The sequence below is a fragment of the Devosia sp. Z6_126 genome (assembly GCF_058133495.1).
The window spans coordinates 70,909-96,219 of sequence record NZ_JBYUNO010000003.1 but is presented as its reverse complement, the minus strand read 5'-3'; the positions used below and the strand labels follow the sequence as shown (position 1 = coordinate 96,219).

Annotated in this window: 25 protein-coding genes; 9 read left to right on the top strand and 16 right to left on the bottom strand. The window is 62.9% G+C overall.

Annotated features, from left to right (window positions below; genetic code table 11):
• Positions 1–25: 25 nt before the first annotated feature.
• From pstB to AC3YOG_RS12575, 4 genes are all read right to left on the bottom strand, one after another.
• Entirely contained in the window at positions 26–808 is a 783-nt protein-coding gene (pstB, locus tag AC3YOG_RS12590; protein ID WP_127755266.1) for a phosphate ABC transporter ATP-binding protein PstB, read from the bottom strand.
• An 82-nt stretch (positions 809–890) separates the two neighbouring features.
• Positions 891–2,258 carry a phosphate ABC transporter permease PstA gene (gene pstA, locus AC3YOG_RS12585; RefSeq protein ID WP_172123714.1) on the bottom strand — a complete coding sequence of 456 codons (1,368 nt, stop codon included), beginning with the start codon at positions 2,256–2,258 and terminating at the stop codon, positions 891–893.
• A 1-nt stretch (position 2,259) separates the two neighbouring features.
• Positions 2,260–3,636 carry a phosphate ABC transporter permease subunit PstC gene (pstC, locus tag AC3YOG_RS12580; RefSeq protein WP_489935331.1) on the bottom strand — a complete coding sequence of 459 codons (1,377 nt, stop codon included), beginning with the start codon at positions 3,634–3,636 and terminating at the stop codon, positions 2,260–2,262.
• A 57-nt stretch (positions 3,637–3,693) separates the two neighbouring features.
• A complete protein-coding gene (locus AC3YOG_RS12575) occupies positions 3,694–4,716 on the bottom strand; it encodes a PstS family phosphate ABC transporter substrate-binding protein (RefSeq protein WP_127753635.1) in 1,023 nt (340 codons plus the stop codon).
• A 314-nt stretch (positions 4,717–5,030) separates the two neighbouring features.
• Here AC3YOG_RS12575 and AC3YOG_RS12570 point away from each other — a divergent pair, with 314 nt between their 5' ends.
• Positions 5,031–5,174, top strand: a complete 144-nt coding sequence (locus tag AC3YOG_RS12570; protein WP_164854846.1) for a hypothetical protein — start codon at positions 5,031–5,033, stop codon at positions 5,172–5,174.
• 81 nt (positions 5,175–5,255) lie between these two features.
• On the opposite strand, the gene AC3YOG_RS12565 is transcribed toward AC3YOG_RS12570, so the two are convergent.
• Genes AC3YOG_RS12565 through AC3YOG_RS12550 form a run of 4 tightly spaced genes read right to left on the bottom strand, consistent with a single transcriptional unit; the run spans position 5,256 to position 8,777 of the window.
• The gene (locus tag AC3YOG_RS12565; protein WP_489935330.1) at positions 5,256–6,011 is read right to left on the bottom strand and encodes an SDR family NAD(P)-dependent oxidoreductase; all 756 of its coding nucleotides are present in this window, start codon (positions 6,009–6,011) and stop codon (positions 5,256–5,258) included.
• Positions 6,002–7,018, bottom strand: a complete 1,017-nt coding sequence (locus AC3YOG_RS12560; protein ID WP_489935329.1) for a ketopantoate reductase family protein — start codon at positions 7,016–7,018, stop codon at positions 6,002–6,004. The genes AC3YOG_RS12565 and AC3YOG_RS12560 overlap by 10 nt, the downstream gene beginning before the upstream one ends.
• Complete coding sequence (locus AC3YOG_RS12555; RefSeq protein WP_489935328.1) at positions 7,015–7,716, bottom strand: creatininase family protein; 702 nt, start codon at positions 7,714–7,716, stop codon at positions 7,015–7,017. Before AC3YOG_RS12555 ends, AC3YOG_RS12560 begins: the two co-directional genes overlap by 4 nt.
• The gene (locus AC3YOG_RS12550) at positions 7,713–8,777 is read right to left on the bottom strand and encodes a GntR family transcriptional regulator (protein ID WP_282567757.1); all 1,065 of its coding nucleotides are present in this window, start codon (positions 8,775–8,777) and stop codon (positions 7,713–7,715) included. The genes AC3YOG_RS12555 and AC3YOG_RS12550 overlap by 4 nt, the downstream gene beginning before the upstream one ends.
• A gap of 89 nt (positions 8,778–8,866) precedes the next feature.
• Here AC3YOG_RS12550 and AC3YOG_RS12545 point away from each other — a divergent pair, with 89 nt between their 5' ends.
• The 8 genes from AC3YOG_RS12545 (at position 8,867) to AC3YOG_RS12510 (ending at position 18,040) form a co-directional block, all read left to right on the top strand.
• Entirely contained in the window at positions 8,867–10,447 is a 1,581-nt protein-coding gene (locus tag AC3YOG_RS12545; protein ID WP_127753630.1) for an ABC transporter substrate-binding protein, read from the top strand.
• A gap of 94 nt (positions 10,448–10,541) precedes the next feature.
• Positions 10,542–11,513, top strand: a complete 972-nt coding sequence (locus AC3YOG_RS12540) for an ABC transporter permease (RefSeq protein WP_282567555.1) — start codon at positions 10,542–10,544, stop codon at positions 11,511–11,513.
• Entirely contained in the window at positions 11,510–12,415 is a 906-nt protein-coding gene (locus AC3YOG_RS12535) for an ABC transporter permease (RefSeq protein WP_127753629.1), read from the top strand. Before AC3YOG_RS12540 ends, AC3YOG_RS12535 begins: the two co-directional genes overlap by 4 nt.
• Positions 12,412–13,386: an ABC transporter ATP-binding protein gene (locus AC3YOG_RS12530; protein WP_489935327.1), complete on the top strand. Its 975-nt coding sequence runs from the start codon at positions 12,412–12,414 to the stop codon at positions 13,384–13,386. The genes AC3YOG_RS12535 and AC3YOG_RS12530 overlap by 4 nt, the downstream gene beginning before the upstream one ends.
• Positions 13,383–14,393, top strand: a complete 1,011-nt coding sequence (locus tag AC3YOG_RS12525; RefSeq protein ID WP_127753627.1) for an ABC transporter ATP-binding protein — start codon at positions 13,383–13,385, stop codon at positions 14,391–14,393. Before AC3YOG_RS12530 ends, AC3YOG_RS12525 begins: the two co-directional genes overlap by 4 nt.
• A 5-nt stretch (positions 14,394–14,398) precedes the next feature.
• Positions 14,399–15,919, top strand: coding sequence for a carboxypeptidase M32 (locus AC3YOG_RS12520; protein WP_489935326.1), 1,521 nt, complete (start codon positions 14,399–14,401; stop codon positions 15,917–15,919).
• A 3-nt stretch (positions 15,920–15,922) separates the two neighbouring features.
• Positions 15,923–16,867, top strand: a complete 945-nt coding sequence (locus AC3YOG_RS12515; RefSeq protein ID WP_489935325.1) for an isoaspartyl peptidase/L-asparaginase family protein — start codon at positions 15,923–15,925, stop codon at positions 16,865–16,867.
• A 216-nt stretch (positions 16,868–17,083) separates the two neighbouring features.
• Entirely contained in the window at positions 17,084–18,040 is a 957-nt protein-coding gene (locus AC3YOG_RS12510; protein ID WP_489935324.1) for a nucleoside hydrolase, read from the top strand.
• Positions 18,041–18,112: 72 nt separating this feature from the next.
• On the opposite strand, the gene AC3YOG_RS12505 is transcribed toward AC3YOG_RS12510, so the two are convergent.
• The 8 genes from AC3YOG_RS12505 to AC3YOG_RS12470 all read right to left on the bottom strand — a co-directional run bounded on the left by AC3YOG_RS12505 (position 18,113) and on the right by AC3YOG_RS12470 (position 25,299).
• Positions 18,113–19,558: a glycoside hydrolase 5 family protein gene (locus AC3YOG_RS12505; RefSeq protein WP_489935323.1), complete on the bottom strand. Its 1,446-nt coding sequence runs from the start codon at positions 19,556–19,558 to the stop codon at positions 18,113–18,115.
• Positions 19,559–19,723: 165 nt separating this feature from the next.
• Positions 19,724–19,885: a hypothetical protein gene (locus AC3YOG_RS12500; RefSeq protein ID WP_164854844.1), complete on the bottom strand. Its 162-nt coding sequence runs from the start codon at positions 19,883–19,885 to the stop codon at positions 19,724–19,726.
• Positions 19,886–20,053: 168 nt separating this feature from the next.
• Positions 20,054–21,037, bottom strand: a complete 984-nt coding sequence (gene rsgA / locus AC3YOG_RS12495) for a ribosome small subunit-dependent GTPase A (RefSeq protein ID WP_489935322.1) — start codon at positions 21,035–21,037, stop codon at positions 20,054–20,056.
• 59 nt (positions 21,038–21,096) lie between these two features.
• Complete coding sequence (locus AC3YOG_RS12490) at positions 21,097–21,243, bottom strand: hypothetical protein (protein WP_164854843.1); 147 nt, start codon at positions 21,241–21,243, stop codon at positions 21,097–21,099.
• Between the two features lie 71 nt (positions 21,244–21,314).
• Positions 21,315–22,196, bottom strand: a complete 882-nt coding sequence (locus tag AC3YOG_RS12485) for an ABC transporter permease (RefSeq protein ID WP_489935321.1) — start codon at positions 22,194–22,196, stop codon at positions 21,315–21,317.
• Positions 22,197–22,198: 2 nt separating this feature from the next.
• On the bottom strand, positions 22,199–23,140 hold the full coding sequence (locus AC3YOG_RS12480; RefSeq protein WP_127753621.1) for an ABC transporter permease: 942 nt from the start codon (positions 23,138–23,140) through the stop codon (positions 22,199–22,201).
• Between the two features lie 3 nt (positions 23,141–23,143).
• On the bottom strand, positions 23,144–24,262 hold the full coding sequence (locus AC3YOG_RS12475; protein WP_489935320.1) for an ABC transporter ATP-binding protein: 1,119 nt from the start codon (positions 24,260–24,262) through the stop codon (positions 23,144–23,146).
• Entirely contained in the window at positions 24,259–25,299 is a 1,041-nt protein-coding gene (locus AC3YOG_RS12470; protein WP_489935319.1) for an ABC transporter ATP-binding protein, read from the bottom strand. Before AC3YOG_RS12470 ends, AC3YOG_RS12475 begins: the two co-directional genes overlap by 4 nt.
• Positions 25,300–25,311 lie beyond the last annotated feature (12 nt).

Genomic DNA, 25,311 nt, shown 5'->3' with positions numbered 1-25,311 from the left:
GTTTCCTCCGTTGGTGCCGGGCAAATCAGCCGATGCGGCCCATGATATAGTCTTGCGTCTGCTTGTGGACCGGGTTGGTGAAGATGTCTTCGGTCACCCCTTCCTCGATCAGCTTGCCCAGGTGGAAGAACGCGGTTTTCTGCGACACACGCGCTGCCTGTTGCATGGAGTGGGTGACGATGACGATGGTGTAGTTCTCGCGCAACTCATCGATCAGTTCTTCGATGATGGCGGTGGCGATCGGATCAAGGGCTGAGCAGGGCTCGTCCATGAGGATGACCTCGGGGCCGACGGCGATGGCGCGGGCAATGCACAAACGCTGCTGCTGACCGCCCGACAGGCCGGTGCCGGGCTCGTTGAGGCGATCCTTGACCTCCTCGAAGAGACCGGCCTTGCGGAGCGAGGAGACAACGATCTCGTCGAGATCGGACTTGTTGCGCGCCAAGCCGTGAATGCGCGGTCCGTAGGCGACGTTCTCGTAGATGGATTTGGGGAACGGGTTGGGCTTTTGGAACACCATGCCGATCCGGGCGCGCAGTTCCACCACGTCGAGCGCGGGATCGTAGATGTCTTCGCCGTCGAGCTTGATGGTGCCGCCGACTCGAGCGCCTTCGATGGTGTCGTTCATGCGGTTGATGCAGCGCAGGAAAGTCGACTTGCCGCATCCCGAGGGGCCGATAAACGAGGTCACCGCGCGATCGGGGATGTCGATGGAGATGCCGAACAAAGCCTGCTTGGCGCCGTAGTGGACGGTTACGTCCCGGGCTTCGATCCGGATAGGACGATCCAAGGCGGCAGACGGGTTCATGGCGCTAGTCACTGATTGTTGGGTCAACTTCACCTTACCGGCAAGCATGTCCATTTTCGATGTCCTTGTTGCGTGAGGTCGATCAGACGCGCTTTTCGAGGCGCGAGCGCAGATAGATGGCAGTGCCGTTCAGCACGATCATGACGCCGAGCAGCACCATGATGGCCGCTGCCGTGCGCGGTTCAAAGAAGTTGCGGTTCTCGTTGCCCTGCCAGAGATAGATCTGGACGGGCAGGGCGGTGGCCTGATCGAGCGGGGTAGCGGGCACCTGGGCCACAAAGGCCTTCATGCCGATCAGCAGGAGCGGCGCTGTTTCACCAAGGGCGTGGGCGACGCCCAGAATGGTGGCCGTGAGGATGGAGGGAAGCGTCACCGGCAGTACATGATGGAACACCATCTGCGTCTTGCTGGCCCCCATGCCCAAGGCGGCTTGGCGCAGGGCGGGGGAAACGCCCAGCAGCGCGCCACGGGTCGCGATGATGATGGTGGGAAGCGTCATCAGCGTCAGCACCAGACCACCAACCAAGGGAGCCGAGATGGGCAGGTGCATGTAGTTGATGAAGACCGCGGCGCCGAGCAGACCGAAGACGATGGAGGGCACGGCGGCGAGGTTGTTGATGTTGACCTCGATGAAGTCGGTCAGCCGCGACTTGGGCGCAAATTCCTCGAGATAGATCGCCGCGGCGACGCCGATAGGAACGGCCAGGACGATCACGATCAGCATCATGTAAAGGGAGCCCACAAAGGCGCCCAGCAGGCCCGCGGAGGCCGGCGCGGCGCGGCTATCGGCATTGGTGAACAGTGACCAGGCAAAGCCATTGGTGACGGTGCCGTTCGCCTCAAAGGCATCGATCACGCTACGGGCGGCCGGTGACAGCTGCTGCTGCGCATCGCCGAGCGAGCGGTTGATGTTGCCCTTGATCCAATTATCGGCGTTGGCCGAGGCGAGAACGTCCACCGGCACAGTGCGGCCAAGCAGCGCTGGATCGGCAACGAACATCTCCCGGAGTTGATGGCGGGCATTGGTTTCCGGAATCGAGAGGAGTTCGCGCGAGGTGATCTCGGTCCCCGGCGGCAGCTTGGCGAGCAGCGCGGCCTCTAGGATGCGGTTCCAGTTCAACAAAGCCAGTTCACGCCGCCAGCGCAAATCCGCCGCCTGATATTCCGCGGGCGAGGCGAATTCGCCCGCCACGGGCGCAGGGCCGACATCGATGATGGCGGGATCGAAGAACACCTCCAGATGCAGGTTGGACTGGACGAAAGCCGGGATCCCCTTGCGGGTCACATCCACGAACAGGAGGGCGACAAAGCCCAGTGCCAGAACAATGGCGCCGATGCCCAGCCCTCGAAAGATCGCTTCGTTCCGGTGCCGACGGCGCAAGCCCGACCGGACCAGGCGCGTGCGCTGCTGGGAGATTTCGCGGGGGGCAGTGGTGAGGGTGGTGGCCATGTTACTCGTACTGCTCCCGGAAGCGGCGGACGATATAAAGCGCGAAGATGTTGAGGCAGAGGGTAATCACGAAGAGGGTGAGCCCCAGGGCAAAGCCGACGAGGGACTGAGGGCCGGAGAAATCGGTATCACCGGTGAGCTGGTTGACGATGGACACGGTGATGGTTGCAACGGGCTCGAAGGGGTTGCCGCGCAGCACGGGTGCATTGCCGGCGGCAAGCACCACAATCATGGTTTCGCCAATGGCGCGGCTGACAGCCAGCAAAAAGGCGCCAACGATGCCCGGCAGCGCGGCGGGCAGCAGCACTTTTCGGATGGTTTCGCTCTGGGTGGCCCCAAGCCCGTATGAACCATCGCGCAGAGTGCGTGGCACCTGGTTGAGAATGTCGTCGCTGAGCGAGGAGACAAAGGGGATGATCATGATGCCCATGACAATGCCCGCGGTGAGGGCGCTGGTGGCATTGATGTTGAGCCCGACCAGACGGCCGAAGTCGCGCAGGAATGGCCCGACGGTCACGAGTGCGAAAAACCCGAAGACGATGGTCGGAATGCCGGCCAGCACCTCGATCAAGGGCTTGGCGACGGCCCGCAGCCGGCGCGGCGCATATTGGCTGAGATAAATGGCGGCCATCAGACCTAAAGGTACGGCCACCAGCATCGCGATGGCGGTGATCATCAGCGTGCCGGCGAGGAGCGGGAGCAGCCCGTAGCGGCCGTAATTGCCGGCAGCGGGGGCATTATTGGGGGCCCAAACTGTACCGAAGAAGAAATCTAGCGGATGAATGAAGGTGAAGAAGCGGATGGCTTCGGTCAGCAGGGACGCAACAATCCCAAGGGTGGTGAGGATTGCGACCGCCGAGCAAAGCAGCAAACCGATGTTGATGACCCGCTCCACTGCGTTGCGGGCGCGAAGACGGGCAGTGATGCGCTTGCGGGCGTAAAGAAGCGCGGCACCACCACATAGGGCGGCGACCAGCAGCACGCCGGCACTGGTGAGCATTTGGAACCAGCGCAGGTGCTCCCCGGCGGCTTGCTCATAGGGGGCGACTTCGCCAGCAACGCCAAAGCCCGAGGCGATAGCCTGGATGCGGCCGATGGTGGCGTTCAGGCCGGTCTGGTCGAGCGACTGGAGGGTTTCGAGGGGAATTTGCGCGACGATGTAGTTGTGAGTAATCTCGCCACCGAACCAGGCCCAGAGCAGCAGAACCAGCAGGGCGGGGATCATGGTCCAGATGGCGGTATAGGCACCGTGATATTGCGGGCGCGAATGGACCTTCTGGCCACTGGTTGTGGCAAGAGCGCGGCTGCGCGACCAACCCGTCTGGTAGGACAAGCCGAGCAACACCAGCAAGAGGCCGGCAACAGCAAGGGAATTCATGCGATGCTCCCGCACATAAGGGAGCGGGCCACCTTCCAGGGTGGCCCGCCGGATCGATTACTGGGTCGGGCCAGCTTCGAAAGCGGCCATAACTTCTTCGGTTTTTTCGGCGGGCTGGGGAATCAGGCCGGCAGCTTCAAGCACGCCGCCTTCGCCGGAAACGGCCTCTGACAGGAAGAAGGCGACATAATCTTCAAGGCCCGGGATGACGCCGATATGCTGGCCCTTGACGTAAAAGAACAGCGGACGGCTGACAGGGTATTCACCCGCTGCAACGGTTTCCTTGGAGGGCGTTACACCGTCAACGGTGGCGACCTTCAGGGTATCGGTGTTCTGCTCGTAAAAGGAGAGTCCGAAAACGCCGACGGTGTTGGGGTCGGAGTTGAGACGCGCCAGAGTTTCGGTGTAGTCACCCGAGATCTCGGTGACCACGTCCTGACGGTAAGTGGTGCAAGCGGCTTCTGCTTCGTCCTCGCTCAGCCCTTCAGGCAGCCCGGCTTCCTCGCAACCGGCGTCCACAACGCGTTCCTGGAACACTTCACGCGTGCCGTGGTTCGAAGCGGGAACCGCCAACATGATGGGCTGGTCGGGCAGCGAAGGATCGATTTCGGACCAGTTGGTGTAGGGATTGTCCACGAGCTCGCCGTCCACAACGACCTTGTCCGCGATTGCCTTGTAGACATGGACAGGAGTGAGGGCGAAGTCGGGGCCCGATGCGGCAGAGGCAAAGACGATGCCATCAAAGCCGAACTGGATTTCCCGGATGTCAGTCACGCCGGCGGCGGTGCAGGCTTCGCGCTCGCCGTCGCGGATCTGGCGGGATGCATTGGCAATGTCGATGGTGTTGTCGCCAACGCCAGCGCAGAACTGGGACAAGCCACCGCCCGTGCCGCCGGAGCCAACAACTGGCGTGTTGAATTCAGGGAAAGCTGCGCCGAATTCTTCAGCGACGATCGACGCGAAAGGCAGAACGGTGGAGGAGCCGGCGATCTGGATGGTATCGCGGGTCTGGGCGAACGCAGCAGTGGAGCCGGCAACAAGCGCAACGGCTGCAGCACTGGCAAGAAGTGCAGTTTTCATGTGGTTCCCTTTTCGGAGTTCGTCTTTATCGTGTTAGCCGATCCGGCAAGTCCGGGCCCGCGCTGTGACCCGGCCAACCTATGAAGCCGTGGCGACGGTTTTATAACGGATGTGCAACACCTGTGTGACGGTGCAAGTCATTGCCGCTACGGGCGAATTTCAATGACAACGCCACGCTTGCCACAGGATGGGCGTTCCCAGGCGGCATAGGTGAGCATGCCACGGAGTGCCTCGGGCGATCCGCTGCGGGATTAACACGGGGAGAATTGAACCGCAGGCGAGATCTGACCGTTAGCTCACGGACAGGAGGCCCTATGAGAAACGTTCTTATCGCTCTCGCAATTTTTCTGGTTCTCGGCATCGGGGCCGTCGTGGTCAGCTCGTTCAATGCCGCAGGTCCGCAGCGTGACGTCACGGCACCAGAGTCGCTGGAAGGCGGCGCCGAGGCTTCACAGTAAGCCGGTTTGATCGAGCGGGCACTGCGCGCCAGCAGCCCGCGCTTTGCCAGTGGAGCCGCCCTGGGGGCGGCTCCTTTTAGATCAGGCGCGGCCGCCATCCACGCTCAGGATCTGCCCGGTGATCCAGCTGGCATGTTCGGAGGCTAGGAACAGCACGGCCTTGGCAATATCGGCGGGCTCGCCCAGCCGGCGGAGATGAATGGAGTCAACAAGCGCCTTTTGCCCCGCCTCACCATAGCTTTCCCATTGCCGCTGGGTGGCGGGATTGGACAGCACAAAGCCAGGGGCGACACTGTTGACCGTGACGCCGTGGGGCCCAAGTTCCAGCGCGAGCTGCTTGGTCAGGCCCACAAGGGCGTGCTTGGCCGAGCTATAGGCCTGGATGCCGGTCAGGCTCGGGCGCAAGCCAGCGCCCGACGCGATGGTGACAATGCGCCCGTCTTTTTGCGCTTTCATCCCAGGCGCGGCAGCCTGGGCGCACCAGAAGGCGGCGTCCACATTGGCGGCAAAGAGCTGATGCCAATCATGCTCGGAGACGTTTTCCAGCGGCTGGGCCACCTGGCCCCGCACGCCGCCGGCGGCCAGAGCCAGAACGTCAATGCCCCCGAGCAGGGCGTTGATTTCGCTGAACCTTGCCTGCACCTGACTGCGGTCGGACAGATCAAGGATCATGGTGTGTTCAGCACCTGCGGCCTTGGCTTCGACGAGCCCTTGTGGGTCCAGGTCAAGAGCCACGACGCGGGCGCCGGCTTCAACCAGCGCCGCAACGATGGAGCGGCCAATGCCTTGGGCGGCGCCGGTGACAACCGCGCGTTTACCGGTGAAATCTAGCTGCATGCTGCCAACAACTCATCGAGAACATCCCAGGATTGGGGACGGCCATTTTCCACTTCGTGCACCAGATCGACCAAGCGCCTGGTGATCGGGGCGTCAACGCTCGCTTCCTTGGCCAGATCGATGATGATGGCGAATTGCGCGTCCACCTCGGTCTTGCGCTTGCGCACGGCGATGTCGCGCCATACGCCCGAATGGGTCTTGGCGGTGTGGCGGTTGTGTTCTTCCATGGCGGCAATGGAGCGCTTGGCGTCCTCGGTTGAGGAGCCCGGCATGAAGGCGGCGGGATCAAAGCCGTTGAAGCCCAAGGGCGTCACGCCACGGGCACGGGCGACGGCCATCACCTCGCGGCCGAGACCTTCGAAGACCGGGGCATGCTTGGTGCTGGCGAAGTTGTCCGACATCGAGGCGGGGGTGAGGGCGGTGGCAAACAGCATGCCGCCATAGCCCATCTTGCCCCAGAGATAGCCCCAGATATTGGTGGTGAGCTCGGCATCAGGCTCGTAGAGCGAGAATAGGCGATGCACTTCGCGCAGCCGGTCGGTGACCGAGCCGTCGAGTTCGCCAATCGCCACCTTGCCGCGATTGCCCAGGAGGATCTTGCCCGCTTCGAGCCAATCGGCGCCGAAATTGACAAAGCAGCCAATGGTGCGCTCGGGGCCGATCAGCTTGCCGATGGTGAGTTCGTTGAGGCCATTCTGGGCCGACACAACATAGCCGTCATCAGCCAGGAACGGCCGCAGGGCCTCGATCGCCGCTTCGGTGTGCTGGGCCTTGACCGCCAGGATCACGGTCTTGAACTTGCCGGTGACCTCAGCGGGCAGGGCCGCCTTCATGGGCTGAGTGAAGGTTTCCACCGGCCCTTCGATGAGCAGGCCATTTTCGTTGATGGCAGCGACGTGCTCGGGGACGATGTCCACCAGCAGCACATCCTCGCCGGCGCGGGCCATGAAGGCGCTGAGCGTGCCGCCAATGGCGCCGCCGCCCCAGATCAGGATGGTGTCGGTCATGCCCAGCCGTCCTCGATCAGCGCGCGGGTTTCAGCAATGGCAACGTCCCAGATCGCCTGCATGTCTTCGTCCGAGCGCTGGTAGCGGCCGCCGAAATTGCCGTCGCCGAGGTAGTCCTTGACCTTGCCGGCGTCCATGGTCTTGAGCTTGTCGAGATCGGCCATCGGCTTTTGCTCGTCGGGCATGCCGATATTGGGCAGGCGCGTCCAGGGGAAGTTCTCCATCCAGGAAGCGTGCGAAGCCACGGGATCGATGGCGTGCACCTTGGCGAGGGTCTTGGGGGCGTTCCACCAGTTGTGCCAGCGAATGCGGCAATCGGGGTTGCTGTTGAGCCATTCGAGCGCGGCCGTCTGGCCGGGCGTGTTGCCGCCATGCCCGTTCACGAACAGTACGCGCTTGAAGCCAGTGCTCGCGAGGCTATCGAGAATATCGGTGATGATGCGCCCATAGGTATCCATGCGCAGCGTGATGCTGCCGGGATAGGTGGCGAAATAGGGGGTGATGCCAAAAGCCAGGGCCGGGAACACCGGAATGCCATAAGGTTCAGCAGCTTCCACCGAGATCTTCTCGGCAAGAATCGAGTCCACCGCATTGCTCAGATAGGCGTGCTGTTCGGTAGAGCCGAGAGGCACGATCGCCCGGTCATCCGATTTCAGGTAAGTTTCGACCTGAAACCAATTCATGTCGGCGATTTTCATGCTGTCTCCTTGGCAGTGGTATTGTTTCTCAGGGTATCAAGCAGCGGCAGGACGTGTTGCTGCACGAAGGTGCGGTCCGGCGCGTGCCGGTATTCGAAGGCCTGCTGATGAGGGGCGACCTTGGCGGCCATCCAGTCGAGGCCGGTGGCATAAACCACGACGTCGACCTGCTCGATAAAGCGTTCGAGCTCGGGATCGTCGGCCATGGTGATCGCCGTGCTGGTCACATGAGGGCAAAAGCGCATGACGCCGGACTTCATCATCGCCATGAACTGGGGGAAGATGGAGACGATGCCGACCCGCATGCTTGGATCGAGGCCGGCGAGGCGCGTTCGGGTGGCCTCCGAGGCAATAAACTGAAGGCCGAGCACCGGGATATTGGTGCCAACGATCTGCTCGACTTCAGCCCGCCGGTTGGCGAAGGTTAGGATCAGGTCGGCAGGGGGGAGGGGCGCTCCATTGCGCAAAGCGTCGACGGTTACTGCAACAAGAGTGTCAGTTGCGGGCAAGTTCGGGCGAATGTGGTCGGCATAGGCCTGGGTCGCATCGGCAAACAAGCCCACCAGCACGAGATTGAGCCCGTTTGCCTGCTGGAACCGCAGATGGCCGGCGCGACCGGCAATCATGGCGGTGATCCTGCCAGCGTCCACGCCCAGGCTTTGCCCCAGTTGCAGCAGGGCGTCGATGGCAGGATTAAGCCGCTGGAACACCGTGGGGTCGGGCAAGCTCTCGGTCTTGGCCACGAATGTGCCCGAACTGCCGCGGGACTCGATCAGTTTTTGCTGCTTGAGTTCGTTGTAGACGCCCACAATGGTCATGGGGGCTACGCCGGCGCTTTCCGCCAGCTCGCGTACAGAGGGGAGCCGCATTCCGGCCGGGAGATCACCGAGCGCAATGCCGTATTGGATAAGGCCCTGGAGCTGCACGCCGAGTGGGACGGGCAGTGAGCGGTCGAGTTTCGCAGCAAATGTGGCCAGGATTAGCTCAGCCTGCGCATGTCCTAGGCGGTCAGAACGATTTGATCGTTTTTCCGGCAGATTAGTGCGAGGAGAGCTTGACATCAAGGGCCGATCTGGTTCCGTTTGGGCGCAAGCGTTCTAGTCAGTCAGTACAGGATTGAACAGTGGCGCCACGTAATCAAGGGGTTCAAATGCTTTTCCGGAAGAATGCCGTCCTCGCCCTCACCTTAGCCCTGATCGGCTCCACAACTCTGTCCGCCCAGGTCATGGCTGACGACCTGACGATCGGCGTGCGCGCCGGTCCTGACTCCATCGATCCGCATTGGTCGACCCTGGGCAGCCAGGCTGAATCGCTCCGTCATATCTTCGACACGCTGATCGGCGTCGACAAGGATCTGCAGCTGCAGCCGGCGATCGCCACTTCGTGGACGCCAGTCGATGACGACACCTGGGAATTCAAGATCCGGGAAGGCGTCAAGTTTCATGACGGCTCCGACCTGACCGCCGAGGACGTCAAGTTCTCGATCGATCGCATTCCGCAGGTCACTGGCCCAATGAGCATGACCATCTACACCAAGTCGGTGGATTCGGTTGAGGTCATCGACGACTACACCGTGCATGTCCACACCAAGGGCACGGCCGCCACGCTCCCCAACGACTTCATCCGCCTGTTCGTGGTGTCCTCCGAGATCGGGGAAGTGGGCAATGAAGAGTTCAACTCCGGCAAGGCCGCTATCGGCACCGGTCCCTACAAGTTCGTGTCCTGGCAGCCCAAGGGCGACCTCGTCCTCGTGCGCAATGAGGAATATTGGGGCGAGCCAGCCCATTGGGAAAATGTCGTCCGCAAGGAAATCCCCAATGACGCATCGCGCGTTGCGGCTCTCCAGTCCGGTGAAGTTGACCTGATCAACTATGTGCCGGCGACCGATTATGCTGCCATGCAGAATGACTCGCGTCTCGACACCTTCATCGCCGACAGCGTCTACATCCTCAACATCACGCCCAACGTGAAGGATGAGTTGCCAGTCAAGGCGAAGGTGAACGGCGCCGAGATCGCTGAAAACCCGCTCAAGGACCTGCGCGTTCGTGAGGCCATGGACCTCGCCATCAACCGCGACATCCTGTCGGAAGTCGTGCTGGAAGGCCTGGGCAAGCCCGCCAACCAGCTGATGCCAGCCACGTTCTTTGGCGGCTCCACCGATCTGCCGGTTCGTGAGTACGACCTCGAACGTGCCAAGGCACTGCTGGCGGAAGCTGGCTACCCCAACGGTTTCGAGCTCGACTTTGCCTGCACCAACAACCGTCTCCCCGGTGATGCTGCTGTGTGCGAGGCCCTGTCGCAGATGTGGGCGCGTGCTGGTCTCAAGATCAACGCCAATGCACTTAACGGCACGGTGTTCTTCCCGGCCCAGCAGGCTGGCGAATTCAGCCTCTGGCTCTCGGGCTGGGGTACGTTGACGGGCGAAGCGTCCTATACCTATGGTTCGCTGGTGCACACCGCTGATCCGGAAAATGGTCTCGGCGCGTTCAACAAGTCGGGCTACTCCAATCCAGAGATCGATGCTCTGCTCGAGGAAGGCTCGCGCACGCTGGATGATGAAAAGCGCCGTGGGCTCTACAAGCAGGCTACCGAGCTCTCGATGAACGACCGTGTGCTGATCCCGACCGTGATCATCCAGACTGTTTGGGCGGCCAAGGCCGATACGCTGACCTTCGAGCCGCGTGTTGACCAGGAAACGCTCGCCCACCTGATCCAGCCTGTCGCTCAGTAAAGCTCTCGACGCCCGGCTGTTCAGCTGACAGCCGGGCGCTTCCCCTCAACCTGTTGAGCCCGCTCAGGGCTTCACGCTAGCGGATTTCCTGTTCTTGGGATTCTTCATCCAACGTATTTTCCAGGCAGCCATCGTCGTGGTGGTCATGTCGATCCTGGTGTTTATTGGCGTTTACGCCATCGGCAATCCTATCGATGTGATGATCGATCCGGCCTCAACCCAGGAAATTCGAGAAAACCTCATCCGGCAGTACGGCTTCGACCGGCCGCTGTACGAGCAGTATTTCGTGTTCGTAGGCAATGTGCTGCAGGGCGAGTTCGGCCAGTCATTCGTGTACCGCGTACCCGTACTTGATCTGATCTTTTCGCGCTTGCCAGCGACTTTTGAGTTGGCGCTGGGCGCCATTTTGATGGCCGCCGTAGTCGGTGTACCCCTCGGGATCTGGGCCGGCTACCGGCCACGGGCGTTTTCGTCCAAGGCCATCATGGCGCTGTCGATCCTCGGCTTTTCGTTGCCGACCTTCTGGGTGGGCTTGTTGCTGGTGCTGACCTTCGCCGTGCAGCTGCATTGGCTGCCTTCAGGCGGGCGCGGACCGACCAGCGACCTTCTCGGCGTGCCCTTCTCGTTCTTCACGCCCGAGGGCTGGAGCTACATCATCCTGCCAGCCTTTAACCTCGCGCTGTTCAATATGGGCCTGCTGATCCGGCTCGCCCGCGCGGGCACGCTTGAGGCGATGAGCTCAGACTATGTGCGCTTTGCGCGCGCCCAGGGTCTCAAGGAAAGCAAGGTCGTGGGCCTGCATGTGCTCAAGAACATATCGATCCCGATCGTGACCGTGTTCGGCCTCGAATTCGGTTCGACCTTGGCCTTTGCCGTCGTGACCGAGACAATCTTTAATTGGCCCGGCGTCGGCAAGCTGATCATCGACTCCATCATGGTGCTCGATCGCCCCGTCATGGTGGCTTACCTCATACTGGTGGTGCTCCTTTTTGTTCTCATCAATCTGGTGGTCGATCTGCTGTACGGCATTCTCGATCCGCGTATTCGCGCGAGGCGGTCGGCATGAGCATGGTTGAAGATCTTCAGGTTGAAACCTGGCGCACACGGCTGCGCGACTTCTGGAGCGAGTTCTCCGAGAGTAAGGTGGCGCTGGTCTCGCTGGTGGTTATCGTCGCCATCGTGCTGATCGCCATCTTTGCACCCTGGCTGTCGCCACAGAACCCGTATGACCTGGCCAAGCTCGATCTGTTTGACTCGCGCCTGCCGCCAGGCAGCGTTGGGTCGGGCGGCTATGTGCATGTGCTGGGCACGGATGCGGCGGGTCGCGACCTGCTGTCGGCGATCTTTTATGGATTGCGCATCTCGCTGCTGATCGGGCTGATGTCGGGTGCCCTGGCATTGCTCGTTGGCATGACCATTGGCCTCGTCGCCGCCTTCAAGGGCGGCCGGGTCGAGGCGCTGATCATGCGCGTGGTCGATCTGCAGCTGTCGATGCCGGCGATCCTGCTCGCCCTCGTGCTGACCGCGATGCTGGGGCAGGGGCTGTGGCAGTTGGTGACGGCGCTGGTCGTGGCGCAATACGCCTATTTCGCCCGCACCATTCATGGTTCGGCCAGTGCCGAGCGCGACAAGGACTATATCGAGGCGGCAATCGCCACGCCCTTGCCGGCGCACATCATCCTCCTGCGGCACCTGCTGCCCAATTCGCTGCCGCCTCTGATCGTGGTGGCGACGGTGCAGGTGGCCAGTGCCATTGCGCTGGAAGCGACGCTGTCGTTCCTCGGCCTCGGGCTGCCGCTCACCGAGCCCTCACTCGGCGCGCTGATCTCCAACGGCTTCCAGTATCTGCTGTCGGGCCGGTTCTGGATCTCGGTTTATCCGGGTGTCGCGCTGGTGATCACCATCGTTTCAATCAATCTTGTCGGCGATCAGGTTCGGCATGTGCTTAATCCGAGGCGCGGCCAATGAGTGATGCCGTTCTGTCTGTGGAAGAACTGCAGACCCACTTCTTTACCCGCAAGGGCGTGCTCAAGGCCGTAGACGGGGTATCCTTCTCCGTCGGCAAAGGTCGCATCCTGGGACTGGTTGGCGAGTCCGGTTCGGGCAAGTCGGTCACCGGTTATTCGATCCTGCGGCTGGTGGATGCACCGGGCAAGATCGTCGGTGGCCGGATACTGCTGAACGGGACCGATCTGGCGAGCCTCGACAACGAGGCCATGCGCAAAACGCGCGGGGCCGTCATCTCGATGATTTTCCAGGATCCGATGATGACGCTCAATCCCGTGCTCAAAATCGGCACGCAGATGGTGGCGGCGCTCAAGGCGCATGTCAAAATCTCCACCGCCGACGCGCGCAAGCGCGCCCGGGATGCGCTCGCGCTGGTGGGTATTCCCGCTCCCGATGAGCGGCTCGATGTCTACCCGCATCATTTGTCCGGCGGGATGCGCCAGCGCGTGGCCATTGCTATTGCGCTGCTGCACAAGCCCGCGGTGATCATTGCCGACGAGCCGACCACGGCGCTTGACGTGTCGATCCAGAGCCAGATCCTGGCCGAGGTGCGCCGGCTCGCCGATAGCACCGGCACAGCCTTTGTCTGGGTGACCCACGACCTGTCGGTGGTGTCGAGCCTCGCGGACGATATTGCGGTGATGTATGCGGGCCGCATCGTGGAGTCGGGGGAAAGCGCGGCCGTGCTGGCTCACCCCAAGCACCCCTATACGGCCGGGCTGATCGCTTCGGTGCCGAGCCAAGCCAAGCGCGGCGAGAAGCTGGCGCAGATCAAGGGTTCGACCCCTTCGCTGGCCAATCTGCCGCCGGGCTGCCCATTCCAGCCGCGCTGCCCGCGCGCCACCGAGATCTGCCGAACCATGCCGCCATTGGCGCCGGTCGACGACACCATGGTGCGTTGTTACCACCCCATTCTGGAGGGCGCGGCATGAACCAGCCGATCCTTGCCATCACCAACGCCTCCAAGCGCTTCGTGCGCCGCCCGGCCCTGACCGACAAGATCGCCCATAAGCTAGGCGGTAAAGACCGCACGCAGACCGTGCATGCGGTAACGGACGTCAGTCTGGGCGTCCAAAAAGGGGAAGTGGTCGGCCTCGTCGGGGAGTCGGGCTGTGGGAAATCCACCCTTGGGCGGATGATTGCCGGCATTTATGACCCGAGCGACGGGGCCATCACCCTTGACGGCAAGCCTGTGGCCACCAGCACGGGCGGGCGCCCGCGCAAGCTGACGACCCGCGTGCAGATGGTGCATCAGGACCCGTTTTCGAGTCTGGATCCACGCATGCGCGTGGGCGACACGGTGGCCGAAGGCCCCGTGCACCACAAGCTCGTGCCGGCCAGCGGCGCTGACAGCTATGTCGCCGACATGCTGCGCCGGGTGGGTCTCGATCCCAGCACGCGCCGCCGCTTCCCGCACCAGTTCTCGGGCGGCCAGCGTCAGCGCGTGGCCATTGCGCGCGCCTTGGCCATGCAGCCCGAACTGCTGGTGCTGGACGAGCCGGTAGCGTCGCTCGACGTGTCGATCCAGGCGCAGGTGCTGAACCTCTTCCTCGATCTGCGGCAGACGCTTGGGCTCACCGCCGTCTTCATCAGCCACGACCTCAGCGTTGTGCGTCACGTATCGGACCGCGTCGCCATCATGTATCTGGGGCGGATCGTGGAGCTAGCCGATGCCGTGCCGCTCTTCGATGCGCCGGCCCATCCCTATACGCGGGCCTTGCTCGACAGCGTGCCCAAGCTGGGTGCTGGGCGCGGTGCGTTTTCGGCCGTGGTCGGGGAAATTCCCTCGCCGCTCAATCCGCCGCCAGGGTGCCCGTTTCATCCGCGCTGCCCCCATGCGGGGCCCCGCTGCAAGGTTGACCGTCCCGTTCTCAAGCCTGCCGCCGGTGCCCCCGGCGATGTTGCCTGCCACCTTTATGACGGTGGCACAGGAGCCTGACTGACATGACTGCATACCAGGATTTCGTCACCCGCTTCGGCGCGGTCAACGACGTGCTCAATGCCGTGAACATCCTCAACTGGGATGCGCGCACGATGATGCCGGCCCAAGCCAGCGTCACGCGCTCCGAACAGGTGGGGACCCTCACGGGTCTGGCGCGCGATCTGATCGTCGACAGCAAGACGCGCGAGCTGACCGCGGCGGCGGACGAGGCAACCGCTGATCTGCCCGAAGACTCCATCGAGCGGCGCAGTGTGGCGCAGGCCAAGGAAGCTATCGATTTCCACCTGCGCGTCCCTGGTGAGCTGGTCCGCGAGCGCGCCGCCCAGCATTCGGTGGCCAATGATGCCTGGATTGCTGCCCGGCAGGCCAATGACTTTTCGATCTTTGCGCCGCACCTGGCGGAAATGCTGCGCCTCTCCAAGCTTTATGCCGATGCGATTTGCTGGCAGGATCATCCCTATGATGCCCTGGTCGGGCTCTATGAACCCGGCGAGACCGCCGCTAGTTTGACGAGTCTTTTCAGCGCCCTGCGGGCCGGACTTAAGCCGATCTACGACGCGGCCGTGGCCCGTCCCGCGCCGCGCAGCGATTTCCTGTTCCGCACGGTGGATCCGGCGCTGCAGCGCAAATTCGCCGCCCGGATGGCGGAGGCGTTCACTTTCGATCAGAACCGCGGCCGGCTCGATATTTCGGTGCATCCGTTCGAGGTGTCGTTCACGCGCAACGATGTGCGCCTGACCACGCGCTATCGTCCCAACTACATGCCGATGGCGCTGTTCGGCACGCTGCATGAAACCGGCCACGGGCTCTACGAGCAGAACATTGCGCCCGAGCTGACCCGCTCGGTGCTCGCGACCGACCTCATCGGGCTTTATGCCGTGGGCGGGACCAGCTTTGGCGCCCATGAATCGCAGTCGCGCCTCTGGGAAAACCATGTCGGGCGCAGCCGCTCATTCTGGCAGCGGCATATGGACGATCTGCGCAGCGATGTGCCGGGCGTTTATGACGATGTCACTGCCGAGGAGTTCTACAAGGGCGTGACCCGCGTTTCGCCGGGCCTGACCCGCGTCGAGTCCGACGAGATGAGCTACGACTTCCACATCATGCTGCGGGTGGAACTCGAGCAGGCCATGCTCGATGGCAGCGTGGCTGTCGCGGATGTGCCAGGCGAGTGGAACAAGGCAATCAAGCGCGATCTGGGGCTGGATGTTCCCGATGACCTGCAGGGGTGCCTGCAGGATATCCACTGGTCGGTGGGTTACCTCGGCTCGTTCCCGACCTATACGATCGGCAACATCACGGCAGCGCAGCTGATGGAAACGGCACGCAAGACCGTTCCCGAAGTGATCGCCTTAAGCGAAGCAGGTGATTATGTGCCGCTTGCCGGCTGGCTGCGCGACAATATCTGGCAGCACGGGCGCCGCTTCTCGCGCGATGAACTGCTGCAGCGCGTGACCGGGCGTTCGGTCGAGATCGCGCCCTATCTCAACTATCTCCAAGCCCGTTATTCGGAAGAGGCATAAAGCATGGCAAGTCTTGTGATCCACGGCGGCGCCGGCACCATTCCGCGTGCCAACTTTACGCCCGAGACCTACCAGGCCGCCCGGGATGGTCTGCGTGATGCGCTGCGCGCCGGCTGGGACGTCCTCTCCCGTGGTGGGTTGGCGGTTGATGCGGTGGAAGCGGCCGTGGTGGCGCTTGAGAACCACCCGAGCTTCAATGCCGGCCATGGCGCGGTGCTCAATGCCGCCGGCGACCATGAGCTGGATGCCGCCATCATGGACGGCCGCACCCGTGCAGCAGGGGCCGTCGCCTCCGCCCGTGCCATCCGCAACCCGGTGCGTGCGGCGCGCCGGGTGATGGATGACAGTGATTGCGTGCTCTTGTCGGCCGGCGGTGCCGATGCCTTTGCGCGCGAGCAGGGGCTCGAAATGGTGGAGCAGTCCTATTTCACGACGCCGCTGCGCCAGCAGCACTGGCTGCGGGCCCAGGAAGAAAAGGCGGGCCTGCTGATGCGGCCGCGCAGCGAAGCCGAAAAGCACGGCACCGTGGGTGCGGTGGCGTTTGACGATCAGGGCAATCTGGCCGCGGCGACCTCGACCGGCGGCTATACCTATAAGCGCGTTGGCCGCGTTGGCGACACACCGGTGATCGGGGCCGGCACCTATGCCTGCAATGGCGTGGTGGCGGTGTCCTGCACGGGCCTGGGCGAGTATTTCATCCGCCGTGGCACGGCCCATGACATTGCCGCGCGCATCCGCTATCGCGGGGAAGCTGTGGCGGATGCTGCACAGGCTGCCATTGCCGATCTGACGGAAGACCAGTGCGGCGCCGGGCTCATTGCGGTGGATGCCGAGGGGCGCATTGCCATGCCGCACAACACCGAAGGCATGTATCGCGGCTCGGTGACAGCCGACGGGACCGCTTCGGTCGGCGTTTATGCCGACGATTTCAGCGCCGTGCCGCTGTAATCCGAACGGTGGGCGCGTTTACCGCGCCTGCTACTCGCGCGAAATTAACATTCCTCTTGTGCGCTTAAGCCCTGACATCGCCGCGCTGCCGGGTTAAGCGGAAGCCGAGCGTCGCAACGCCCCTCCGGGGCGCGGCGGCGTAAGCGTTTCTAATGCCGTTTGGCTGGCCCGGACCAAAGTGCGGGCCAGCTGCCCAGCGGCGCAAAGGGTAGTTTTATGGTTCGCAAGTTTATTCTCGATACCGATGGTGGCGTCGACGACGCGCAGGCGCTGCTGATGCTAATCGCAGCGGGGCGCACGCCCGATGCCATCACCACCGTGTTTGGCAATGTGGGGCTTGATGCCGCCGCGCGGAACATTCTGGCGGTTCTCGCCGTGGGCGGGGCGGGCGATGTGCCCGTGCACAAGGGGGCGGCACGGCCGCTGACCCAGCCCATCATCGATGCCAAATATATCCATGGTGAAGATGGCCTTGGCGGTGCACCGCGCCCGACGCAAACGGGGCAGCCTGCCAGCGAAGATGCGGTTGGCTTCCTCGTTTCGAGCCTACGCGCAGCGGCCGCTGCCGGCGACAAGATCGATATCCTGATGATCGGGCCGCTGACCAATCTGGCGCTGGCCCTGCGGGTCGCCCCGGACATCGTGGGCGGCATCGGACAGCTGACGATCATGGGCGCCACGGTTTATGGCCGCGGCAACACCACGCCCGCGGCAGAGTTCAATATCTATGCCGACCCCGAGGCGGCCGCGATCGTGTTCGGGGCCGAGATCGAGACCCTCGTGGCCCCCTGGGAGCCCTGCGTTACCCATTACATGACCGGGGCGGAAGTGGATGCGATGTTCGCAGCGCTCCCCGAGTGCTCCGAAAAGCAGTTCTCGCTGGCCCTGGCCCATCATGCCCGGCAGACCAATATCGGCTATGGCGGGGAAGACCATTTCCGCTTCGTCGACCCGCTAGCCGCTGCGGCCGTGATCGAGCCCGACATCGTGACCAAGACGATCGAAGCATCGATCGATGTGGCGCTGGCACCCGGCATCACCCGCGGCATGACCGTGGTGGACCCCTCGGGCCGGCTGGGCACGCCCAAGGTGACCGTGATCGAGGAAGCCAAGATCGAGCGTTTGGTGGCGCTATATCAGCGCTCGGTCGCGTATCGTCCCGCTGCAAGCTAAGGGCAGGGCGTCGTTGCCGACGAACCTGGAGCCAGACCGTTATGAGCGGTCGTGTCCAGGGTCACGCTTCGGCTAAAGCGGCGTGATGGCGAAAGCGCGATCAGCCACGATTGGCTGCGGCGTGAATTCAAGCGCTCCGTTCCGGGCACTGGCGACATGCTGGTCGAGAGCGCGCCCATCCGAAGTGTTCCAGCCCGTGACCTGGTAAGTGCCTTCGGCAATGCCAGGAACACGGACCATGGTTGAGCGGGCGGAAACGTCGGTTCGCACCCGCCCATCCGCTGCCAGTTCATCGCGGCGCAAGAGCCAGAGCAGTGCCTGCTGGGCGTCGCCGCAGCCAAAGGCGTGAAAGCCTTCGGCGGTGATCTCGGCGTTGAGGTTGCGGCGCCTGAACTCGGTCCAGTTCAGGAGCGGCAGAAAGTCGGCCATGGCCTTTTGTGCGCGGCGCATGCCGGGCGTCAGCACATGGGGATGGCGATTGGGCCAGCGCATGCCGCCGCCCACCGCACCCGAGGCGAGATGGGCCCAGGAGATATGGCGGAAATACTCGTCGTCGAATGCTTCGGGCAGAGTTTTCTTCTTATCCTTGAAGCTGTGGATCGGGCCGTGCTCGGTATCGAGAAAGGGACGGTTGTCGCGGATCTCGGCGAGACTGTCGCGAACGATCTGGCCAAACAGGACGGCCGGCTGCACCGTGTCCTTGGGATTGTCGATCGGCCCCGAGCCATAGATATGGATGGTTGCGAAATCGAGATCCGGATGGCGGAAGATATGCTCGTGCAGAGCCATATGCGGCTTCCACGTCAACTCGGGCCCGAAGACGGAAACGGTCTGGGGATGAGCGCGGCCGTAGAGTTCGGTTTCCAGTTCACGGACATAGCTGGAGAGGTCATGGATGAATTCAGAAAAGTTGTCGGCGCTGTCGCCGGCTTGAGCGGGGTGAATTTCGTTCCACAGATCCCAAGCAAAGAGCGCGCCTGATCCACCCCAGCGGCGGGCGGCAAAGCCCAGCCTTGCCTTGATCAGCTGCCGGGTTTCGGGGCAGGTGAGGATCTCCGTGGGCGAGCGGAGCGGACCGCCATTGGCCGTGTTCCAAGGGTGCCAGCGCCAATGCAGCCAGGTCCAGAACGTATCGACCGGGGTCAGGAGCAGGCGCAGGCCGATGCGCTCGCAAAGGGCAAATAGGTCATCCCAGAACTGCACCATGGAAGGCGCGTAGCGGCCAGCGGGGCGTTCGAAATAGCGATGCCGGACCTGGGCATATTCCAGCATCAGCCGCAGACAGGTGACCCCGCTGTCCTTGAGCCAGAGCAGGTGCTTTTCCACGCTTTCAACGTCACGCCGACGGAAGAGGCCATTGAGTTCGGGCCAGCTGATGGCGTCGTTCTGCCCAATGGGTGTCCAGGGGGCGCCGGTTTCATCGACAAAGTATGGCGCGTGACGCGCCACCGAAATCCAGGAGAGGGATGGGGTCGCAGCGGAAAGAAGCGAGCCGTCCGCGCCAACAGCCTTACTCATCCAAACTCCTGATATTTAACTCAAGCTGCGAGCCAAATGGTTCGGGCCGGACGGGGTTCCTCCTGGCATGGACACATCAATTGGTCCAGAGCGGAGTGGCGCCCACCGTGGATGAACTCAGTGGATCTTGGCCTCAGCAACGATCAAGAGGGTTGGAGCTGAAACTCACTTCCGCTCGCGCAGCGCCTTGCGGGCTCCGGCCGCGGCGCGGCGGATAATGGCGGCACGTCGATCGTCCTCGTCGGCAGCCCACATCGGGTCCACCTTGTCTTCCTTCATGATCAAATGGCGCGTCGGCTTGGTATCGGGATGCAGTTCAGCGTTCATGAGGGTGTTCTCCTGCATGGACGGTGCGCCGCTGATGGTTAGCGATGTGTGAAGAAGGTCGATCAAATCTGTTACATCGCGGGACTGTGATCTGGCGGTGATGCATTCCGCGAATAGCTCGCCCGCAAGTCGGCGAACCACCCCTTAATGGTGCAACTTAGGCCCTACCTAGTGGCCTTTGCCGCCGCTTTCCAGCTGCAGTTTTCGCCAGCGGGCCAATCGCTCCGGGTCGAGCGTGCCTGCCGCCACAGCTGCGCGAACGGCGCATCCTGGCTCGTGATCGTGGCTGCAGTTGCGGAACTTGCAAGCGGGGGCAAGCTCGGTGATTTCGGCAAACAGCATGTCGATGCCTTGGCCGACATCCTTCAAATGCAGGCTGCGCACGCCGGGTGTGTCGATCACCCAGCCGCCACCTTGAATGGCGTGAAGAGAGCGCGACGTCGTTGTGTGGCGCCCTTTTGAGTCAGTCTCCCGGACCCTTCCGGTTTGCTGTGGCGGCTCTCCGGTTTCACCCACCAGCGTATTGACCAAGGTAGATTTGCCAACGCCCGATGAGCCGACCACGGCTACTGTGGAGCCAGCCCCGCACCAGGGCTGCAGCGCCAACGCGGCATCAGGCGAGCGAGCGTTGAGTGTAAGCGCAACCAGGTCGCGCTGCAGGCCCTTGGCCTGGCGCAGGTAATCGGCTGGGTCGCTGGCCATGTCGGCTTTGGTCAAGACGATAACGGGTTCGGTTCCTGCATCATTGGCGAAAGCGAGGTAGCGCTCGAGCCGAGCGGTGTTGAAGTCGGCATTGCAGGAAACGACAACCAGCAGGGTATCGACATTGGCCGCGACGAGCTGGGCCGGCCTTCGGCCCTCGCCGGGACGCTGCAACAGCGTTTTGCGCTCCAGCCGTCGGTGCAGGAGCCCTGTCAGGGGATCAGCGAGGACCCAGTCCCCGACGGCGAAGTCAGCCGTGTCGGTACGCACCGGTAGATCGATGTCGATCTGGCCAGTTGCCGAGAGCGCGGTGAGCCTCGCACGGTGCACGGCATCGATCCTGGCTGGGGTAAACTCTGCCTCCCCGGCCGAAAGCTGGTCCTGGAGAAATGTTCCCCAACCCAGCTGGCGCAACGAATCTGCCTGGTCCGGGGGCGGGGGCGACTTCACGCTCCGGCCCTGACAAGAAGCAGTGTTTGCAGCCCATAGGTCGATCCCTGCGAAGCCATCTACTGCTCGCTGGAGGTCTGGTCGGGATCGGTGTTCTCGGTTTCGCCGGCGGGTTTGAGCTTGGCTTCGGCTCGTTCAGCCTTTTTCTGCTTTTGCAGCCGCTCGCGTTCCCGCCGTTCGAAGTCGTAATTGGGTTTGCGCGCCATGGATGCCTCTTTCTGTATGTCTGCGTAGGTGAGGCTTTGGCGCTCAGATTGCAACCCGTCCGCGCGCTTTCCTACTTGGAGCGTGGATCGAGTGCATCACGCAAACCGTCGCCCAGCAGGTTGAAGGACAGGACGGTGATGAAGATCGCCATGCCTGGCCAAAGTGCCATCCAGGGCGCATTGCCCATGAAGCGCTGCGCGGTGTTGAGCATCGAGCCCCAAGAGGGAGCGGGGGGCTGCAGGCCGAGGCCGAGGAAGGACATGCTGGCTTCGGCGATAATGGCCGCCGCAATCGTCAGCGTGCTTTGCACCATCAGCTGGGGCAGGATATTGGGTAGGATATGCCGGAAGGCGATGCGCCAGCGCGGATTGCCGACGGCGCTCGCGGCTTCCACATATTCCTCGCTCTTGATCTGCAGGACCTGACCGCGCGTCAACCGGATAAAGAGCGGCATGGCGGTGATACCAATGGCGAGCATGGCATTGGTGAGGCTGGGCCCCAGAAAAGCGGCAAGTGCAATGGCAAGGATCAGGAAGGGGCAGGCCAGCATCGCGTCGGTAAAACGGCTGATGAGGCCATCGACAAAGCCGCCGATGAAGCCGGCGGCGAGCCCAAGCGGCACGCCGATGGCGATAGCAATGGCGACCGAGGTCAGGCCCGCCATCAGCGAAGCGCGGGCGCCATAGATGATGCGCGAAAGGATGTCGCGCCCGGCCTCGTCGGTGCCCATCCAGAATTCGGGGCTGGGTGGCTTGCGGACGGCCGTCCAGCTTTGCGCCGTCGGATCATAGGGTGCGATGAGGGGCGCCAAGATCGCGACCAGCACCATGAACACTACGATGATCAGGCCGAACATGGCGCTTTTGTGCCGCACGAGGCGGCGCCAGACGCGATGTTGGGTCCAGACGGTTAGTGGGTTGGTGCGCGGCGCAGAAGAAGAGATTGCGGCCAAGATCAGCTCCTCAGACGAGGATTAACAAGGATATAGCCGATATCGGCCAGGAGATTGAGGATGATGTAAAAGAGAGCCGTCACCAGGACGACGCCCTGCACCACGGGATAGTCCCGGGTGAACACGGCATCCACGATCAGCTTGCCAAAGCCGGGGATGGTGAAGATCTGCTCGGTCAGTACCGCCCCCGAGAGCAGGGCACCGAACTCCAGCGCACCAAGCGTGATGATCGGCGTGAGCGCATTGCGCATGGCGTGCTTGAACAGCACGACCCATTCGCTCAGGCCCTTGGCGCGGGCGGTGCGGACATAGTCGCTCTGCAGCGCCTGGATCATGGCCCCGCGCGTGTGGCGCATGATGACGCCGGCAATGCTGCAGCCCAGCACGAAGGCCGGCATGATCGTGGTGGCTAGGTTCATCTGCCAGTTTTCGCCGGGGCTGACATAGCCCGAGGCCGGCAGCCAGCGCAGATAGATGGAGAAGAACAGGATCATCATGATCCCGAGCCAGAAATTGGGTATCGAGATGCCGGCCAGCGACACCACATTGGTGACGTAGTCGACCGGGGTGTTGCGCTTGAGGGCCGAGATAACGCCGCCGGCAATGCCGAGCAGCAGGGCGATGACGATGCCCATCACGGCGAGCTGCAGCGTCACCGGCAGTTTGAGCAGGATCAGTGAGGCGACGGGCTGGCCATGGCGCATGGACATGCCCAGATCGCCCGAGAACACGCCCCGCACCCAGTAGAGATACTGAACGAAAATAGGCTGATCGAGATGGTACTGTGCGCGGATGGCGGCCACCGTTTCGGCATCGGGGTTCTCGCCGGCGAGGATCAGCGCTGGATCGCCAGGCAGGAGATGCTGGAGCGAGAAGATGATCAGCGACAGCAGGAACACCGTCGGGACCAGCTGCAGGAGGCGGCGGGCAAATAGGCTCCACATGTTCTAGTTCCTCCCGACTGCGGCAAGCGGGGCCGTCTCGAAGGCGGCAAAGAGCTGCTCGAGCTTAGGATTGCGGCTGGCGTCAGTCCGGGTCACCGGGCCAGGGTCGGGCAATTCGCGCCAGAAGGCGCAGGCATTGGCGTGGCCATTGGGTTCAACATCGAGCCGCATATCCACGTCCTTGCAAGCGGGGCGGGCATGGGGGCAGCGGGTGTGCAAGCGGCAGCCCTGCGGGGGTGCTAGCGGGCTGGGCAGATCGCCCTGCAAGGTCGCGGCACTCGTTTCGCGCTTGGTGGGCGCGGCGACGGGGATCGCGGCCAGCAGCGCGCGGGTATAGGGATGGCGCGGGGCGCCAAAGATCATGTCGGCGGTGCCGATCTCCACGAGCTTGCCCAAATACATGACGGCAACGCGGTCGGCGATGTGCTTGACCACGCCCAGATCGTGGGAAATGAACACCAGCGCCAGTCCAAGTCGCTTCTGCAAATCTTTGAGCAAATTGAGAATCTGGGCCTGGATGGAGACGTCGAGAGCTGAGACGGCTTCATCGCAGATTATGGCGCGCGGCTCGGAGGCGAGGGCGCGGGCAATCACGACGCGCTGGCGCTGGCCGCCGGAGAACTCGTGCGGATAACGGTTGGCCTGTTCGGGCCGCAGGCCAACCATTTCCAGCAGTTCGGCGACGCGCTGGCGGCGCTGATTGGCGGGCACCACATTGTGCAGCATCAGCGGTTCGGCAATGGTCTGGCCGATGGTCATGCGCGGATTGAGCGAGGCATAGGGATCCTGGAAGATCAGCTGCACCTTGTGCCGGCGGCGGCGCATGGCGGCGTGGCCGAGCTTGGTGACATCTTCCCCGTCGATCCAGACCTGCCCGGCGGTCGGCTCGATCAGGCGCATCAGCAGGCGCCCGACCGTGGATTTGCCGCAACCGGATTCGCCGACAATGGCGAGGATTTCGCCCGGCATCAGCGCCAACGACACGTCGTCAACGGCTTTGACGCTGGCCAGCGGGCGACCCAGGAAGCTGCTCTTGGCGACGAACTGCTTTTCGATGCCGCGGATTTCGACAATCGGGTGAACGGCCGGCGCAGTCTGGGCTGAAACGGTGGAGGCGGTCATGGGACGAGGTTCTCCAGCGGAGTGCGCCAGCAGCGGCTGAAATGGCCCGGCGAGACTTCCAGCAGGTCTGGCATCTCGGCGCATTTGTCGATGCTGAAGGGGCAGCGGGCGCGGAAGCGGCAGCCGCTCGGCGGATTGGCCATGTCGGGCACGGTCCCGCTGATCGCCGTCAGGCGCTCGCGCTTGCCATCAAGCCGAGGGAGGGAGCCCAGCAGGCCAACGGTATAGGGGTGTTCGGGAAAGGCGAAGAGCTGTTCGACCGAGCATTGCTCGACCACCTGGCCGGCATACATGACGATAACGTCGTCACAGGCTTCAGCCACAACGCCCAGATCATGGGTGATGAGGATGATGGCGGTGCCGGTTTTCTCCTGCAGCTCGCCCATCAGTTCGAGCACCTGCGCCTGGATGGTGACGTCGAGCGCCGTGGTGGGTTCGTCGGCAATCAGCAGTTCGGGATCGCAGGCGAGGGCCATGGCGATCATCACGCGCTGGCGCATGCCGCCCGACAGATTATGCGGATATTGGTGGTAGCGGGTTTCGGGCGAGGGGATGCGCACAAGGCGCAGCATCTCGATCGTCCGTTCCGCTGCTGCCTGTTTGGACACTTTGCGGTGGCGCAGGATGGCTTCGCTGATCTGGTCCCCGACCGTATAGGAGGGATTCAGCGAGGTCATCGGCTCCTGAAAGATCATGGCGATGCGATTGCCGCGCAGGTCGCGAATGGTCCCGTGCGGTTCACTCAGAAGTTCGCGGCCGGCGAAATTGACAGCGCCCGAGATGCGGGCGCTGTCTTGGGGCAGGAGGCGCATTACCGCCAGCGAGGTCACGCTCTTGCCGCTGCCTGACTCACCCACGATGGCGAGCGTGCGGCCCTTGCGGACAACAAAGCTCACGCCATCAACCGCGGTTACGGTGCGATCTTCGCCGGCAAATACGACGCGCAGATCGTTGACCTCGAGAACCGGGTTGGTGGCAGGGTCAGCCCGTTCTTCTGGGCGGGCTGACAGGGTTTGAAGCGGAGTGGGCGTGCTCATTGCAGCGGTAAT